We start from the raw sequence: 14,478 nt of genomic DNA, 5'->3' as shown, positions 1-14,478 counted from the left end.
GCCCGCCCCGCCGTGGACCCGATGACTGGTGCCCGCCCCAAATCCGAGGCCATTCAGGCTTTCCAGTAAGGGCTTCCACGGCCCCGCAAGCCGGGGTGCCTAGGGCTTCCCACATCCCCACAAAGAGGGGCAATTCATGAGAATCCGCACGGTCTGGACAGGTTCCGGCCCTTGCAGTTTTGAGCGCCGCTCCCCACGCCAGCCCATCTAGAGTCTGTATTTGGAGGGTTATTCATGCGCAAGCAAGTTCTTTCGGTCCTGGCGCTCTCTGCCGCCATGGCTTCTGCCCAGGCCAGCACGCTGCTGTCCGAGGGCTTCGACAACGTCAACGGTCTCGCGGCCCAGGGCTGGGTGTTCACCAACAACAGCGTGAACCCGCTGTACAAGTGGCAGCAGGGCGCCGATGGCGTGTACCCCTCGCAGTCGGGTGGCCCCACGAGCTACGTGACCGCCAACGCCGAAAGCAGCCGCAACGGCTCCTCCGGCACCGCCGGCAAGATCGAGAACTGGCTGATCACCAAGACCTTCTCGCTGTCGCAGTCCTTCCAGCTGAGCTTCTACGCGGCTTCCGAGCTGTTCGGCATCTTCGCGGACAGCCTGGAAGTGCGCGTGAGCACCGGCGGCAGCGCCAGCGCCACCAGCAACTTCACCCGCCTGCTGGTGTCCATCAACCCCAACGGTGACGTCGACGGCGCCCCGAACGGCTGGACGCGCTACACCGCCACCTTCGACGGTCTGGGCGGCAACGCCTCCGGCCGCCTGGCCTTCGTCTACAAGGGCGACGGCGCGAGCGCCAACTTCATCGCCCTGGACACGCTGGACGTCAGCACCGTCCCCGAGCCCGCCAGCTACGCCCTGATCGCCCTGGGCCTCGTCGGTGCCGCCGCGGCCCAGCGCCGTCGCAAGGCCTGAGTTCCACAAGACAAGAGGAGAGCAAGACATGAACAAGCAATCCCTGGTCGCCCTCGCCGGCGGCCTGATGCTGAGCGGTGCGGCCCTGGCCTGCACCGTCTGCGACGAGCACGCCAAGGCCCAGGCCAAGGCGCCCGCCACGACCGAGGCCGTCGAAGCCGACGGCATGATCGCCGTCCGTGACGCCGTGACCGGCCAGCTGCGCGCGCCCACCGCCGAGGAAGCCGCCGCCCTGCAGGCCAAGGCCCAGGCCAGCAAGTCCACCCGCGCCCGTGCCCTGTCGGCCACGGCCACGCCGGTGGGCCGCACGAATGCCTACGGCGCCGTCGGCTTCCGTCCGGCCCCCGAGAACATCAGCTACTCCGTGGTCACCCGCAACGCGGACGGCAGCCTGTCCACCTCCTGCGTGCAGGGCCAGGACAAGGCCGAGGCCATGGTGCGTGAGCACGCCGCCAAGAGCAGCAACAAGGAGTGAGCCCCGTCATGAGCAAGCATTTCATCAAGCCCCTGGCGGCCTCCCTGCTGCTGGCCTTCGGCGCCGCCGAAGCCGCCACCATCCAGATCCTGAGCCGCGACCCCGCCGGTGTCGGCTTCAATGACCCGACGCCCGTCGCCCCCGTGGGCGGCAACCCCGGCACCACGCTCGGCGAGCAGCGCTGGAACGTCTACCGCTACGTCGCGGACATCTGGGAAAAGCAGCTGACCAGCGATGTGCCCATCACCGTCAGCGCCGGCTGGGAAGCCCTGACCTGCGACGCCGGTTCCGCCGTGCTGGGCAGCGCCAGCGCCTGGAACATCTGGATCAACCCCCCGGGCGCCGCCCACGCCAACACCCTGTATCCCCAGGCACTGGCCAACAAGCTCTCGGGCGTGAACCAGTCCGAAGGGCAGGAAGACGACGGCAGCGGCTACGGCAACGTCGACATCAAGACGCAGTTCAACGTCAACCTGGGCCAGCCGAACTGCCTGGCGGGCTCGGGCTTCTACCTGGGTCTGGACGGCAATGCCGGCACGCAGGTGAACTTCGTCGCCACGCTGCTGCATGAGCTGGGCCACGGCCTCGGCTTCGCCACCTTCACCCGCGGCAACACCGGCGCCATGCTGGCCGGCTACCCGTCGGTGTGGGACCACTACCTGATGGACAACATGACGGGCAAGCGCTGGGTCCAGATGACCAACGCCGAGCGCGTCACGTCCGCCAACAACGGCCGTCGCCTGGTGTGGACGGGTGGTGAGGTGAAGGCCAAGGTGCCGGAAGTCCTGGCCCTGGGCACGCCCTCCGCCAAGATCACCGCCCCGTCGCCCCTGGTGCGCGCTCTGGCCATCGGTACCGCCTCGTTCGGCCCCGCCATCACGGCGGCCGGCACCAGCGCCGAAGTGATGCCCGTGGTCGACCAGGCCGACGGCGTCACCGGCCTGGCCTGCGACCCGCTGAACGCGATCAACAAGCTGGCCGTGGCCGGCAAGATCGCCCTGGTGGATCGCGGCGTCTGCGGCTTCACCGTCAAGGTCAAGAATGCCCAGCTGGCCGGCGCCAAGGCCGTGCTGATCGTGGACAACGCCAACGACAACCCGCCTCCGGGCCTGGGTGGCGCCGATCCCACGATCACCATCCCGGCTGCCCGCATCAGCAAGGTGGATGGCCTGGCCCTGAAGGACGCGATGAAGGCCCGCAGCCGCACCCGCTCCGGCCTGTTCATCACCCTGGGTCTGGACATGAGCCAGTACGCCGGCGCGGACCTGCTGGGCCGCCCCTACCTGTACACGCCCAATCCGTACGCCTCGGGCTCGTCGGTGTCCCACTATGACACCAGCGCCTTCCCGAACCAGCTGATGGAGCCCTTCATCAACTCGGACCTGACGACCGTCCTGAAGGCCCCGAAGGATCTGACCTTCCACCTGCTGCGCGACATCGGCTGGTAAGCCGCTGCCCGCCCCACCAGCGCCCCGGTTCTGCCGGGGCCTGCCAGGCGCGAGAACCCTCCCCGGGGTCTCGCGCCTTTTTCATGGGCGCTGCTACCGGCGTATCAGGGCGTGGCGGCCCGCGCCGGCAGGGCTTGCGCCATGAACTGCAGCCCGTTCGCGCGCTCCACCGCCTGGCCGTCCGGCCCCTGGCTCATCAGCAGCGGGCGATCGGAACGGCTGCGCACCCCGATGAAGCCGGTGGCAGGCGGCGGCGCGGCGATCAGTTCCCAGTCGGGCTCGCCCGAGAACGGGTCGGCATAGCGCTGGCGCAGGTGATGGCGCGGGCGCAGGCTGCGGCGGTCCTCGACGAGATCCTCCAGGCGCTGCGGGTAGGCCGGCCGCTCCGGCGTCGCCGCGGCGTAGCGCTCGATCGCCCGCGCGATGGCCTGCCCGCGAAAGACCAGCTCCCGCTCCCGCTCGCGCTGCGCCGCGGCGCTCCAGCGCTGCCCCAGCGCCGCCAGCGACGCCGCCGTGAGGGCGATGAAGAAGAGCAGCCCGAGGTAGCCGAAGCCGCGCGCACGCGATCGGGCGACGCCTCGGCGAGGCAAGACCTGCCCCCTGTCACCAGTCGGCATAGGCCGTGCCGTCGCTGCCCGCACCCGGCGCCCCGCTGTGCAGGTCATAGACCGCGCCGCTCACGCCGCCATCGGCCGGCGGCGCCTGCAGCTGCCACCCGTCGCGCTGGCCGGTGATCGGATCCTCCGGCGCCTGGCGCAGGTAGCGCGCCGACACCAGCTCATCGAGCGTGTCCGGGTAGCGGCCCTTGTCCGCCGCGAACTGGTCGATGGCATCGCGCACCGTGGCCAGGGTCTGGCGCAGGGCCACCTCCTTGCCGCGCTGCAGGCTGTTGAAGTAGCGCGGCGCGACGATGGACGCCAGCAGGGCGACGATGCTCATCACCACCAGCAGCTCGATCAGGGTGAAGCCACGGCGCCGCATCACCAGTCCTTGTAGAGGCTGCCGTCCAGCGCGCGGCGCTCGGAGCGGGAATGCACATCGAAGACATCGCGGCCGGCGCGCCGCTCCTCGGGGCCGCTGTCGGCGGCGCGCAGGGCCCAGGTCTCCGCCGGGGGCAGCTCCGCCGGCGCAAAGGGGTCGCGCGGCAGGCGGCGAAGGAAGTACAGCCGGCGGCCGTTGGGCGACTTGATGTCCGGCACGCCGCGCACCAGGGCGTCGAGGTCGGGGGGATAGCCGCTGTCGTCCACCGCGCGGGCGATCCGGCCTTCATCGGCGGCGCGCCGGTAGGCATCGAGGCCGCCGCGGAGCTGGCGCAGGGCCTCGCGCAGCGCGAACTCCTGGCTGCGCCGCACGCTGAGCTCCAGCACCGGCCGGGCCGCCGCCGCGAGCACGCCCACGAGCGCCAGCACGACCAGCATCTCGATCAGCGTGAAGCCGCGGGGGCGCCCGGTGCGTCGCATCATGGCATCGGCCTCAGCGCGGGGCCTCGACGCGCACCTGCGTGCCGCCCTCGACCTGCACGGGCACCGCCACGGGCTGCTCCTGGGCGTTGCGTGCCGCCAGCCCGTCGAGACTCAGCGTGACGATCTGCCCCTGGGCGGCCGGCAGCGCGCGCAGCAGCAAGGCCTGGGCCGAGGCCGGCGCCAGCACGAAGGGCAGACGGCCGGGTTCGCCCCCGGCCAGCGGCGAGACGGGCTGCAGCAGGCTCGGGTCGTAGCGCAGGCTGCCGCTCAGGGTGAGCGCGCTGCCCTGCCTCAGGACCACGGACACGGTGCCATCCGGCACGACCTCGGGCGTGGTCTCCAGCAGCAGCCGCACGGCCTCGCCGGCGGGAGTCGTCGCAGGAGTCGTCGCGGGACCCGGCGCCGGCGCCGACCCGTCTGCCGCGGTGGGCAGGGGCGCGGGCGACGACAGCAGGGGCGCCGCCGGTGCCGAGGCCGCCGGCGTCCGCAGCAGGCTGCTGAACGCGCCCGGCAGGGCATCGGTCCCGGCGGGGAGCTGCGTGAGGCGCACATCCGGCAGCGGCACGTTGCGCACGATGCGCGGCGTGATCAGCAGGACCACCTCGGTCTTGTTGCGCGTGTCGGTGTTGACGCCGAAGAGCCGGCCCAGCAGCGGCAGGCGCGAAAGCCCCGGCACGCCCTGCGCCGTGCTGCGATCCTCGTCGTTGATCAGCCCGGCCAGCACCTGCGTCTCGCCGTCGTTGAGGCGCAGCGTGGTGGAGGCATTGCGCGTGCCCGTCGCGTAGGCCGTGGTGCCGCCCGGGCCCACCATCTCCTTGATGACGTTGCTCACCTCCAGGCCCATGCGGATGATGACGTCGCCGTCGAGCTGGATGGTGGGCTCCACGTCGAGCTTCAGGCCGACGTCGAGGAAGCTGACGGACGCCGCGACCGAGGTGCTGCCATTGAAGTTGGTGGTCGTCGTGAAGACCGGCAGCTTCTGGCCGATCTGCACCTTGGCCTTCTCACGGTTGCGCACGCGGATCTTCGGATTGGCCAGCAGGTTCACCTGCCCGGCCGTGCCCTTGAGCGTGGCCACGAGCGCCGGGTTGGCGATGGCGCCGCGGAACTCGTTGCGCTGGCCCAGCAGCACGGTGCCGCCCATCTTGCCGTCCGGGCCCACGAGCCCGTACTGCACCTGGTCCGGCCATTGCAGGCCCAGGGCCTCGACCTGGTCGGAGCCGACCTCCATCACCTCGACGTCGAGCATGACCTCGGGCTCCGGCAGGTCCACCGAGGCGATGAGCTTCTCGACCAGGCGGATCACCTCGGGCGTGTCCCGCACCACCATCAGGTTCAGGCGCTCGTCGATGTGCAGGTCCCGCACCTTGGCGATGGTGCGCACGAGGTTCTGCACCTGCTTCACGTCGGCGTTGCTGAGGTACAGCGTGCGGGTGATCAGCTCCTGGTGCTCGCGCTGCTTGGCCTGGCTGTTGGGGTAGATCAGCACGGAGTTGGCGTTGAGGATCTTGCGGTCCAGCTGCTGGGTGGACAGCAGCACGCGCATGGCCTCGTCCAGCGTGACGTTGCGCAGGAAGAGGCTGGCCCGCGCGTCCGTGCGCACGTCGCGGTCGAACACGAAGTTGACCTGGCTGCTGCGGCTCAGGGCCTCGAAGATCTGGCGCAGCGGCGCATCGCGGAACTCCAGCGTCACCGGCACCTGGAAGGCCGGCCCCAGCTCCTGCGCGCCGGACTCCAGCGGGCGCGCCTGGGCGATCTGGTTCTGCAGCTGGCGGGCGCCGGCATGCAGGGGGTTCTCGGCGAGGATCTCCCGCGCCAGGGCGTCGGCCATGCCCGGGTGGCCGCCACTGAAGCGCTGGCGGGCCTCCTGCAGGCGCTGCTCATGGCGGCGGCCGCGCGGCAGCTCGACGGCCAGCGCCTGCGCCCGCGGGTGCTGCGGCTCGATCTGCTGCAGCTGCGCCAGCAGTGCCTGGGCCTCATCCCAGCGTGCGGCGGCCCGCAGGCCCTCGATCTGCACCAGCAGCCGCGCCACCCGCTGCTCACGCACCCGCAGCTGCGCGCTGCGCAGGGCCGCGTCCTGCGGGGCCGCGCGCAGCGCCTGCGCCAGCACGGCGTCGGCCTGGCTCAGCTGGTTGGCGCGCAGCAGCTCGTCGGCCTCGCGCAGGGCGGGATGGGCACAGCCCTGCAGCACGGCCGCGCCGCACAGCAGGGCCGCCAGGGTGAGCGCGCGGCATGGGGCGCGAAACCGGGGTTGGGACATGGCACTCACAGAGGTTTGAAGCGGAGCGTCTGGGGCAGCGGGCCGGGCAGCCACAGCAGCTCCAGGGATTCATCGCCGATGGCCTGCACCCGCCATTGGCCATCGATGGTGTCGCCCACCTTCACGGCCAGGCTGCGCTGCTCGGCACCGAGCAGGGCCTGCGTGCGGCCCGACTCGACGAGGCGGCCGATGAGCTGGTAGGGGAAGGCCGGCGCCTGCGGCGGCAGGCTGGCGGTGGCGGTCTGGGGGGCCGTCACCGCCGGGGCTGGCGGGGGCGGGGGCGGCTGCCACGCGGCCAGGGCGGCGGCGCCCGGGTCCGGCCAGGCCTCGCGCGCCGACGCGGACCAGCGCGGCACCGGGGCTTCGCCCATCGCAGGGGAAGCCGGCGGCGCCGCCCGGCGGGGGCGCGCCAGGTCCAGATCCGCCGCGTCGTCCTGCGGCAGCTGCGCGGCCCACAGGCAGGCCGCGACCGTGGCACCGAGGCTCGCCGCCAGGAGCCCATGGCGCAGGGTCAGCGGACGTGCCGCCGAACGGCTCGATGCGCTCATGGCGCCCCTCCCGTCCGGGCGTCGCCGGCAGGCGCCCCGGCGGCCGGGAGGGCCCGGCTGTGCAGCGTCCACACCAGGTCCGCCTGCAGGACCGTGCTCTCGCGCTGGCTGCGGCGCAGGTGCAGGCTGTCCAGGCTCAGGGCCGGGTCATGCACCAGCGCCGCGCCCAGGTACTGGCGCAGCTGCGCATAGCTGCCCTGCACCGGCAGGCTGACGCGCAGGCGCTCCAGGCCCGCGCCAGCGTCCGGCACGAGCCGCTGCTCGCTGCGCTGGATCTCCAGGCCCAGGCGCACGCCGATCTCCAGGAGGTCGGCCAGGCGCTGCTGGCGCTCGCTGGCGGGCGGCAGGGCCGCGAGGAAGCGGGCCGGCGTGTCCGTACCACGGGCCGGCCCCTGGGCTCGCAGGGCGCGGCGCAGCTGCGCCTGCTGCACGGCCAGCTCCTCGGTCTGCGCCTCCCACGAGGGCGTGACGAGCAGCGCCAGCACCGCCGTCGCCGCCAGGCCCAGGAGCGCCGCAGCGCCCGGCACGCCCAGCGAACGCAGCGCGCGCCCGATCGAGCGCGCATGCAGGGTCAGGTCTTGCCTGATCGAGAACCGGTGGGTCATGGCCCCTCTCCCCGCGCGGCGACTGCGGGCACCTGATCGGCCGACAGCCGCGCCTGCAAGGTGAAGCGCAGGCCCGGGCGCCCGCCCTCCTCGGGCTGGATGGCACCGGGCAGCACGTCGCGCCAGCCGGGCTCGCGGGCCAGCGCATTCGCCACGGCCAGGATGCGGCTGCGGTCCTCGGCCAGGCCTTCCAGCCGGACCTCGGCGCGCGAGGCCTGGACGTCCAGGCCCAGCCAGGCGACGCGAGGGCGCTGCTGCTCGTCCAGCGCCGCGCGCTCGACCTGCGCCAGCACGCCGGCCCAGGGCTGGTGCAGCGCCTGACGGGCCGCGAGCAGGGCCTGGGCTTCGGCCGGCGCGGGTCGGGCGTCCGGACGGGCTGCGCGGGCCGCGGGACGCCCCTGGCGTGCCTGCAGCGCGGCCAGATCCTGGCGTGCCGACTGCCAGCGGGTGTGCGCCTGCCAGGCCTCCTGCGCCGCGAGCCCCAGGCACAGCGCGGCCACGGTCAGCAGCGGCCAGCGCCAGCGCCTCAGCGGCTGGGCGGGCGGAAGAAAATCGCCCCGGGCCTCGGCGGGAGCGGGCACGGCGGGCATCCACAGCAGCGCCGGCGGCACCGCCGACTCGAGCGGCGTGAGGCAGCGCAGGGCCGCCGTCGCCTTCCCGGTCCACGCAGCGGACAGCCCATAGCCCGCCAGCGCGACGTCCGCCTCGGCCGGCAGCGCCGCACACAGCGGCTGCAGGCGCGCGTAGAGGGCCTCCGGCGTCGCCGCGGCCAGCCGCAGGTGCCGCACGGTCTGCAGCACGCCGGCCTCCAGCGTCATCCAGCACAGCAGGTTCGACTCGACCCACGCCAGCGCCGCGCGCGGTGCCCGCGCCCAGGCGGCGTCCTGGGCACGCACCGCAGCCAGCGCCGCCCAGGCCGCGGGGCGGGCCGTGCGCAGGGGCGTCGTCAGCGCGTGCCAGGGCTCGGCCTGCGACAGGGCCCACGCCCCCCCGCGCCGACGGGCGCCCCGCCCCTCCGCCCAGGGCGCCAGCGGCCACGCCAGCGCCGCCGCACCGTGGTAGTGGGCAAGGACCTGCGCGGCATACGCGCGAAGGTCGGCGTCGTGCGGCAGGGCCAGGTCGGCCTCGGCCACGACCGGCGTCAGCAGGTGCTCGGAGAGGACCAGGTCCGCCGGGGTGGGCGCACCCGGCGCGTTCTCGGCCGGGTCGCTCAGGCCCTCGGGGCCCAGCCACCGCGGGCATTGCGCGCGTGCCGGGAGCACCGGCCACCCGGGCAGCCGGCGCGCCCGCGGGTGAGGGAAGCGCTCATTCATCGAGGGTGACACGTTCCAGCTCCTCGAAGGTCGACTCGCCGCGACACACGGCCGCCAGGGCCTGCAGGCGCAGGGGCTTCATGCCACGGCTGCGCGCGGCGGCCTTGATCTCGGACATCGGCGCCCGGCTGGCGATGAGGTCGCGCAGCCCGTCGTCCAGACGCAGCAGCTCCGCCACCGCCCGGCGGCCGCGATAGCCAGTGCCGCGGCAGTGGCCGCAGCCCTCGCCGCGCAGAAAGGTCTGCCCGTCCGCCCGCAGCCCATGGCGTGCCAGCAGCGCGGCGTCCGGCAGCACGGGCACGGCGCAATGCCGGCAGTTCACACGCATCAGCCGCTGAGCCAGGACGGCATTGAGCGCAGACACGACGTTGTAAAGATCCAGGCCCATGTGCATGAAGCGGCCGATGACGTCGAAGGCGTTGTTCGCATGGACGGTGCTGAAGACGAGGTGCCCCGTGAGCGCGGCCTGCACCGCGATCTGCGCCGTCTCGGCGTCGCGGATCTCGCCCACCATCACGCGGTCCGGGTCGTGGCGCAGGATGGAGCGCAGCCCGCGCGAGAAGGTCAGGCCCTTCTTCTCGTTCACCGGGATCTGCACCACGCCGGGCAGCTGGTACTCCACGGGATCTTCGATGGTGATGATCTTGTCCTGGCCGGTGTGGATCTCGGTCAGCGTCGCGTAGAGCGTGGTGGTCTTGCCCGAGCCCGTGGGCCCGGTCACGAGCAGCATGCCATGCGGCTGGCGCGCCTGCAGCCGCAGCGCGGCGCGCTCGGCCTCGTCGAAGCCCAGGGCATCGAGGCTCAGCGCGCCCTGGTCCTGCTCGATGCGCGCGCGGTCCAGCAGCCGCACGACGGCGTCCTCGCCGAACACGCTGGGCATGATGGAGAGGCGGAAGTCGATCTCGCGGCCGGCGTGGCGCAGCTTGAAGCGGCCGTCCTGCGGCACGCGGCGCTCGCCGATGTCCAGCTCCGCCATCACCTTCAGCCGGGACACCAGCTGCTCGGCCAGCGCGGCGCCCTCGACCTGGCGCACCGGCGCCATCACGCCGTCGATGCGGAAGCGGATCTGCGCACCGCGGGCGGTGCACTCGAGGTGGACGTCGCTCGCGCCGTCCTGCAGGGCATCGAAGAGCGTGGCGTTGAGCAGGCGCACGGCGGGCGAGGCCGCCTCGGACAGGGAGCGGGTGGACAGCTCCTCGACGGCCACGGCGGCACGCTCTCCCGGGGCGAGGCCTTCGTCCACATCGGCCAGTGCGCGGAAGCTGGCCTCGCCGCTGCCGAGCCAGTGCTCCAGGGCGGCGGGCTCGCAGCGCAGCCAGTCGACGGCGGCCTGCAGCCGGGACTCGACGCTCTGCAGCAGCAGCACGTCCGCCTCCCGGTCGGCCAGCAGCACGAGCCGCGGCGCCTGCGCAGGGCCGCCCTGCGCCAGCACGGCGCGCCAGCGCTGCGCCTGGGCCTGCGGCCAGCGCTCGAAGTCCAGGTGCCAGGGGCCGGCGTCGGCGGGCAGGGTGTCGTGGAGGGCAAACTCGCTCATTGCACCTGCTCCACCAGCTGGAAGATGGGCAGGTACATCAGCACGATGATGCCGCCGATGAGGACGCCCATGATCAGCATCAGGGCCGGGTTGATGGCGCGGCTGAGGAACTCGCTGAGGCGCACGGCCTCGTCGTCATGGAAGGCCGCGGCGCGTTCGAGCATGGCGGCGAGCTCGCCGCTGCGCTCGCCGACGCGCACCATGCGCCGGGCAACGGGCGTGGCGAGGTCCTCGGCCTCCAGGGCCTCGGAGAAGCGCCGGCCCTCGCCCACGGCCGCAGCCAGGCGGGTGACGGCGCCCTGCCAGGGTCGGGCCATCAGGGGCTGCACGATCTCCAGCGCCTGCAGCACGGGCACGCCGGCGCCGAGCAGCATCGCCAGGCTGCGGTAGAAGCGGGCCAGGGCCAGCACGCGCAGGCGCGGACCGAGCGCCGGCAAGGTCCACAGGCGGGACTGCAGGGCAGCCCGCACCGCGGCGGAGCGCAGCGCCAGCACGGCCGCCAGGGCGACGCCGCCCATGCCCGCCGCCACCAGGGCGGGATGATCGCCGGTGAGGCGGCCGAAGCGCAGCAGCAGCAGGGATCCCCAGGGCAGGTCGGACCCCAGGCCGTCCAGGATGCCCGCGAAGCGCGGCAGCACGAACAGCAGGAGGAAGAGGATCACCGCGGAGCCCACGCCCAGCAGCACGGCGGGATAGACGCAGGCGGCCACGAGGCGGTCGCGCAGCTGCTGCACCCAGGCCAGGTAGCGGGCATGCTGGGCCAGGGCCGGCGCCAGCTGGCCGCTGCGCTCGTTCGCGGCCACCAGCGCGCAGATCAGCTCGTCGAAGGCCTGGGGCTGGGCGCGCAGGGCCGCGCTGAGGGGCTGGCCCGCCGAGAGCGCCGCGACCACCGCCGCGAGCGCGGCGCGGATGTCGGCCTGCGACTCCTTCTCGCTCAGGGTCTCCAGCGCTTCGACCAGGGTCACCCCGGCGGACAGCAGCACCGACAGCTCCTGGCTGAAAAGCTGAAGGGGGAAACGTTTGCCGGCGCGCGACGACGCCGGCGCGGGGGCCGCGTCCAGCTCCTGCACCGACAGGATCCGCTGCGGGCTCACCCCCAGCAGCGCGGCCAGGGCGTGGCGCTCCGGCGCCTGCAGGCGCACCTGCTGCACACCGGAACCGGCCTGCTGGAATCGGACGATGAACTCGGGCATGGACGCAGCGCGGGTCACCAGCTGGTGAGGTCGGCGTCCTCGCCGTCGCCACCGGGGCGGCCGTCATGGCCGAAGGACAGCAGGTCGTACTCGCCGTGCTCGCCCGGCGAGCGGTACTGGTAGTCGTGGCCCCAGGGGTCCTTGGGAACCGCCTTGGACAGATAGGGGCCCGCCCAGCGGGCCTCGTCCACCGGCTTCTCGCGCAGGGCCGCCAAACCCTGCTCACTGCTGGGGTAGCGGCCGGCGTCGATGCGGTACTGGTCCAGCGCCTTCTGCAGGGCATCCAGCTGCGCGCGCGCCACCTTGACCTCGGACTTGCCGATCTGCCCGAAGAAGCGCGGCCCCACGTAGCCGGCCAGCAGGCCGATGATGACCATCACCACCAGCAATTCCAGCAATGTGAACCCCCGCCCGGCACGCGGGCTGCGGCAACGACTCATACATTCCCTCACATGGACATGGCACGGCGGCAGGCTCATCGCGTGAGCGAGCACCGCGCCCCTCGGCACCTCGGCCGGGCTGCTTTATGACACAGCCATTCGACAGGCGTTTGACAAGCGTCGGCCGCAACGGGCGACCGCGGCAATCTGCCCCATCATGCCGCAGCGCACAACGGCGTTTTCCAGCAGGTGGGCCGGCGCATCCCCAGGCTCAGGGGTGGATCGTCCGGTGAGCCTGGCCGGCCCGGCCGGGCCCATACCCCCTCGAACGGGTCGGGTCGGGGCTGGAGGCGCCCCGGGGGAAACGGCGAGAATCAGCGCCACTTTCCCTGCCCGGCCACCCGCTTGAAAGTCGCCCCCTTCCGCCTTGCCTCGCCGCCCGCCTTCCGCACGCAGCTGCCGGCGGCCCTGGCGGCCATGGCAGCGGCGGCCCATGACCCGGCCGGCAGCGCCGAGCGGGGCACGGTCCGGCGCCCGACGCTGTCCCTGGCGCTCTCGCTCGCCCTGCACGCCTTTGTGCTGAGCCTGACGTTCGGCGGCCAGGGGCTGGGCCTGCCGGGCCTCGGCCTGCCCTGGGACGGGCCGGTACGAGAGCCGGCACCGGCGCCCCTGCAGGTCCGCCTGAGCCCGCCGCCCGAGCCGGCTTCCGCCCCCACGTTCACGAGCCCTGCCGCGACGCAGACGATCGCCCAGCCCGACGACCAGACGAGCACCGCGCCGGCGGACGCGCCGGCGGAGCCGCCCGCGCCATCGAAGGCGGTGGCCGACCCCCCCCCTGCGCAGCGTCCCGAGCCATCCGCCGCGACCTCGCCCGCACCGGCCACACCGACCCCGCGTGCGGCGGCGGATCGCGCCTGGGTGGCCCTGGACACGCCGCAGCCGGACGCCTGGAGCGTGCCCCGGTCCCTGGCCGCCTCGGCGCCCGGGGCGAGCCTCGAGCCGAGCAGCGCGGCGCCGCTCGATGACGCGGAGCTGGCGCGGGAGCTGCTGGCGCTGAAGGCCCGGCCGGTGCAGCCCTCACAAGACCTGACCCCGCCCGTCGATCGCACGGTGGCAACGCTGCCGCGCCCGGCGGCATCCAGCGCCCCTGACGCCACCCTGCCGGACGATGACCGGCAGGAGCTGGAACGCCTGCTGCGCCGGGCGCTGGCCCGCCAGGAGACGACATCGCGGGAAGCCGCCCAGCGCCTCGCCCGCGTCCAGGCCCAGGCGCAGAGCCAGGACCGCCAGGAAGCCGCCGCGGCCGAGGCAGCCCGCCAGGAATCGATGCGCCTGGCCGCCCGGGCGGAGGCCGGCCGGCAGGCGCTGGCACGCCAGGAAGCCGCGCAGCAGGAGCGCGTGCGCCAGGAGGCGGCGCGCGCCGAGACGGCCCGCATGGCCGCCTCCCAGGCCGAGGCGGCGCGTGCGGAGGCTGCACGCGTGGAGGCGGCCCGTGCGGAGCAGGCGCGGCAGGAAGCCACCCGAGCCGAGGCTCAGCGCGCGGAAGCCCGGCTGGCCGAAGCGGCGCGCCAGGACGCAGCCCGCGCGGAGGCCGCGCGGCAGGAGGCGGCTCGTCAGGAGAGCGCCCGGCAGGAGGCGGCCCGGGCGGAGGCGGCACGCCAGGAAGCCTCGCGGGCGGAGGCCGCGCGGGCGGCCGCGGCCCGGGCCGAGGCCGAGCGCCTGGAAGGGGAGCGCCAGGCTGCCGCCCGCCTGGAAGCGGATCGGCAGGCCGCGGCGCAGGCGGCGGCTCGCGCCGCCGAGCAGGCCGCCAATGCCGCGAATGCCGCCAACGCGGCCAAGGCCGCCCAGCTCGAGGCGGCCGAGCGCCGCGAGGCGCGCCTGCGCGAGATCGGCCGCCAACTCGACCAGGAACGTGCGCAGCGCGATGCCGAAGCGGCGTCGGCGCGCCAGTCCAAGGACCTGCCCTTTGCCAGCAGCCAGCGCCGCGGCCGCCTGATGGGTCGCAGCGACCCGAACCCCGACCTCGTGGCCTACGGGGAGGCCTGGGCGCGCAAGATCCAGCTGGACACCGCCAGCTTCGAGCGCCTGCGCGAGCCGCTGCGCCAGCCGCACTTCGACGCCCTCGTCACCGTGGCGGTGCGGGCCGACGGCTCGGTGGAGTCCGTGAGCTTCGTGCGCTCCAGTGGTTCCCCGGCGCTCGATGCGGCCATCGAGCGCACCGTACGGGACCTCGCCCACTACCCGCCCTTCCCCGAGAAGCTGGCCCGCGACTACGACGTCATCGAGATCCGCCGCAGCTGGCACTTCGACACCGGCATCCGCCTGTACTGACGCGGGAAGCCCATGA

14 protein-coding genes are annotated in these 14,478 nt (G+C 73.6%); 4 read left to right on the top strand and 10 right to left on the bottom strand.

The features are described 5' to 3' along the window. Window positions 1-234 precede the first annotated feature (234 nt). The 3 genes from QRD43_RS03640 to QRD43_RS03630 are packed head-to-tail and all read left to right on the top strand — an operon-like array spanning window position 235 to window position 2,835. On the top strand, window positions 235-912 hold the full coding sequence (locus QRD43_RS03640) for a choice-of-anchor J family PEP-CTERM protein (protein WP_285981109.1): 678 nt from the start codon (window positions 235-237) through the stop codon (window positions 910-912). A gap of 28 nt (window positions 913-940) precedes the next feature. Next, window positions 941-1,387, top strand: coding sequence for a post-PEP-CTERM-1 domain-containing protein (locus tag QRD43_RS03635; RefSeq protein ID WP_285981108.1), 447 nt, complete (start codon window positions 941-943; stop codon window positions 1,385-1,387). A gap of 8 nt (window positions 1,388-1,395) precedes the next feature. Further along, entirely contained in the window at window positions 1,396-2,835 is a 1,440-nt protein-coding gene (locus tag QRD43_RS03630) for a PA domain-containing protein (RefSeq protein ID WP_285981107.1), read from the top strand. Between the two features lie 104 nt (window positions 2,836-2,939). Here QRD43_RS03630 and QRD43_RS03625 read toward each other — a convergent pair whose 3' ends face one another. Genes QRD43_RS03625 through gspG form a run of 10 tightly spaced genes read right to left on the bottom strand, consistent with a single transcriptional unit; the run spans window position 2,940 to window position 12,191 of the window. Beyond that, window positions 2,940-3,425 carry a type II secretion system protein gene (locus tag QRD43_RS03625; RefSeq protein WP_285981106.1) on the bottom strand — a complete coding sequence of 162 codons (486 nt, stop codon included), beginning with the start codon at window positions 3,423-3,425 and terminating at the stop codon, window positions 2,940-2,942. Window positions 3,426-3,438: 13 nt separating this feature from the next. Further along, on the bottom strand, window positions 3,439-3,816 hold the full coding sequence (locus tag QRD43_RS03620; RefSeq protein WP_285981105.1) for a type II secretion system protein: 378 nt from the start codon (window positions 3,814-3,816) through the stop codon (window positions 3,439-3,441). Beyond that, the gene (locus tag QRD43_RS03615; RefSeq protein WP_342399032.1) at window positions 3,816-4,298 is read right to left on the bottom strand and encodes a type II secretion system protein; all 483 of its coding nucleotides are present in this window, start codon (window positions 4,296-4,298) and stop codon (window positions 3,816-3,818) included. Before QRD43_RS03615 ends, QRD43_RS03620 begins: the two co-directional genes overlap by 1 nt. Window positions 4,299-4,308: 10 nt before the next feature. Further along, window positions 4,309-6,558: a secretin GspD/PilQ domain-containing protein gene (locus tag QRD43_RS03610; RefSeq protein ID WP_285981104.1), complete on the bottom strand. Its 2,250-nt coding sequence runs from the start codon at window positions 6,556-6,558 to the stop codon at window positions 4,309-4,311. A gap of 5 nt (window positions 6,559-6,563) precedes the next feature. Beyond that, window positions 6,564-7,106 (bottom strand): hypothetical protein, encoded by a 543-nt coding sequence (locus QRD43_RS03605; RefSeq protein ID WP_285981103.1) that lies wholly within the window; start codon window positions 7,104-7,106, stop codon window positions 6,564-6,566. Continuing rightward, window positions 7,103-7,711 (bottom strand): GspMb/PilO family protein, encoded by a 609-nt coding sequence (locus QRD43_RS03600; RefSeq protein WP_285981102.1) that lies wholly within the window; start codon window positions 7,709-7,711, stop codon window positions 7,103-7,105. The genes QRD43_RS03605 and QRD43_RS03600 overlap by 4 nt, the downstream gene beginning before the upstream one ends. Beyond that, window positions 7,708-9,036, bottom strand: coding sequence for a hypothetical protein (locus tag QRD43_RS03595; protein ID WP_285981101.1), 1,329 nt, complete (start codon window positions 9,034-9,036; stop codon window positions 7,708-7,710). Before QRD43_RS03595 ends, QRD43_RS03600 begins: the two co-directional genes overlap by 4 nt. Further along, window positions 9,017-10,558 (bottom strand): GspE/PulE family protein, encoded by a 1,542-nt coding sequence (locus QRD43_RS03590; RefSeq protein WP_285981100.1) that lies wholly within the window; start codon window positions 10,556-10,558, stop codon window positions 9,017-9,019. Before QRD43_RS03590 ends, QRD43_RS03595 begins: the two co-directional genes overlap by 20 nt. Then, a complete protein-coding gene (locus QRD43_RS03585; protein WP_285981099.1) occupies window positions 10,555-11,751 on the bottom strand; it encodes a type II secretion system F family protein in 1,197 nt (398 codons plus the stop codon). Before QRD43_RS03585 ends, QRD43_RS03590 begins: the two co-directional genes overlap by 4 nt. Window positions 11,752-11,765: 14 nt before the next feature. Further along, window positions 11,766-12,191 carry a type II secretion system major pseudopilin GspG gene (gspG, locus tag QRD43_RS03580; RefSeq protein ID WP_285981098.1) on the bottom strand — a complete coding sequence of 142 codons (426 nt, stop codon included), beginning with the start codon at window positions 12,189-12,191 and terminating at the stop codon, window positions 11,766-11,768. A 345-nt stretch (window positions 12,192-12,536) separates the two neighbouring features. Between gspG and QRD43_RS03575 the strand changes: the two genes are divergently transcribed. Beyond that, complete coding sequence (locus QRD43_RS03575; RefSeq protein WP_285981097.1) at window positions 12,537-14,462, top strand: TonB family protein; 1,926 nt, start codon at window positions 12,537-12,539, stop codon at window positions 14,460-14,462. Window positions 14,463-14,478 lie beyond the last annotated feature (16 nt).

The sequence above is a fragment of the Roseateles subflavus genome, assembly GCF_030285365.1.
Taxonomy (GTDB): domain Bacteria; phylum Pseudomonadota; class Gammaproteobacteria; order Burkholderiales; family Burkholderiaceae_C; genus Roseateles_B; species Roseateles_B subflavus.
This window is presented reverse-complemented; position numbering and strand designations above follow the sequence as displayed.

What these genes read in the sequence shown, in the direction of transcription:
- QRD43_RS03635 (WP_285981108.1), top strand. Translation starts at nt 941, where the DNA reads ATGAACAAGCAATCCCTGGTCGCCCTCGCCGGCGGCCTGATGCTGAGC.
- QRD43_RS03630 (WP_285981107.1), top strand. Translation starts at nt 1,396, where the DNA reads ATGAGCAAGCATTTCATCAAGCCCCTGGCGGCCTCCCTGCTGCTGGCC.
- QRD43_RS03615 (WP_342399032.1), bottom strand. Translation starts at nt 4,298, where the DNA reads ATGATGCGACGCACCGGGCGCCCCCGCGGCTTCACGCTGATCGAGATG.
- gspG (WP_285981098.1), bottom strand. Translation starts at nt 12,191, where the DNA reads ATGAGTCGTTGCCGCAGCCCGCGTGCCGGGCGGGGGTTCACATTGCTG.
- QRD43_RS03640 (WP_285981109.1), top strand. Translation starts at nt 235, where the DNA reads ATGCGCAAGCAAGTTCTTTCGGTCCTGGCGCTCTCTGCCGCCATGGCT.
- QRD43_RS03600 (WP_285981102.1), bottom strand. Translation starts at nt 7,711, where the DNA reads ATGACCCACCGGTTCTCGATCAGGCAAGACCTGACCCTGCATGCGCGC.
- QRD43_RS03590 (WP_285981100.1), bottom strand. Translation starts at nt 10,558, where the DNA reads ATGAGCGAGTTTGCCCTCCACGACACCCTGCCCGCCGACGCCGGCCCC.
- QRD43_RS03620 (WP_285981105.1), bottom strand. Translation starts at nt 3,816, where the DNA reads ATGCGGCGCCGTGGCTTCACCCTGATCGAGCTGCTGGTGGTGATGAGC.
- QRD43_RS03605 (WP_285981103.1), bottom strand. Translation starts at nt 7,106, where the DNA reads ATGAGCGCATCGAGCCGTTCGGCGGCACGTCCGCTGACCCTGCGCCAT.
- QRD43_RS03585 (WP_285981099.1), bottom strand. Translation starts at nt 11,751, where the DNA reads ATGCCCGAGTTCATCGTCCGATTCCAGCAGGCCGGTTCCGGTGTGCAG.
- QRD43_RS03610 (WP_285981104.1), bottom strand. Translation starts at nt 6,558, where the DNA reads ATGTCCCAACCCCGGTTTCGCGCCCCATGCCGCGCGCTCACCCTGGCG.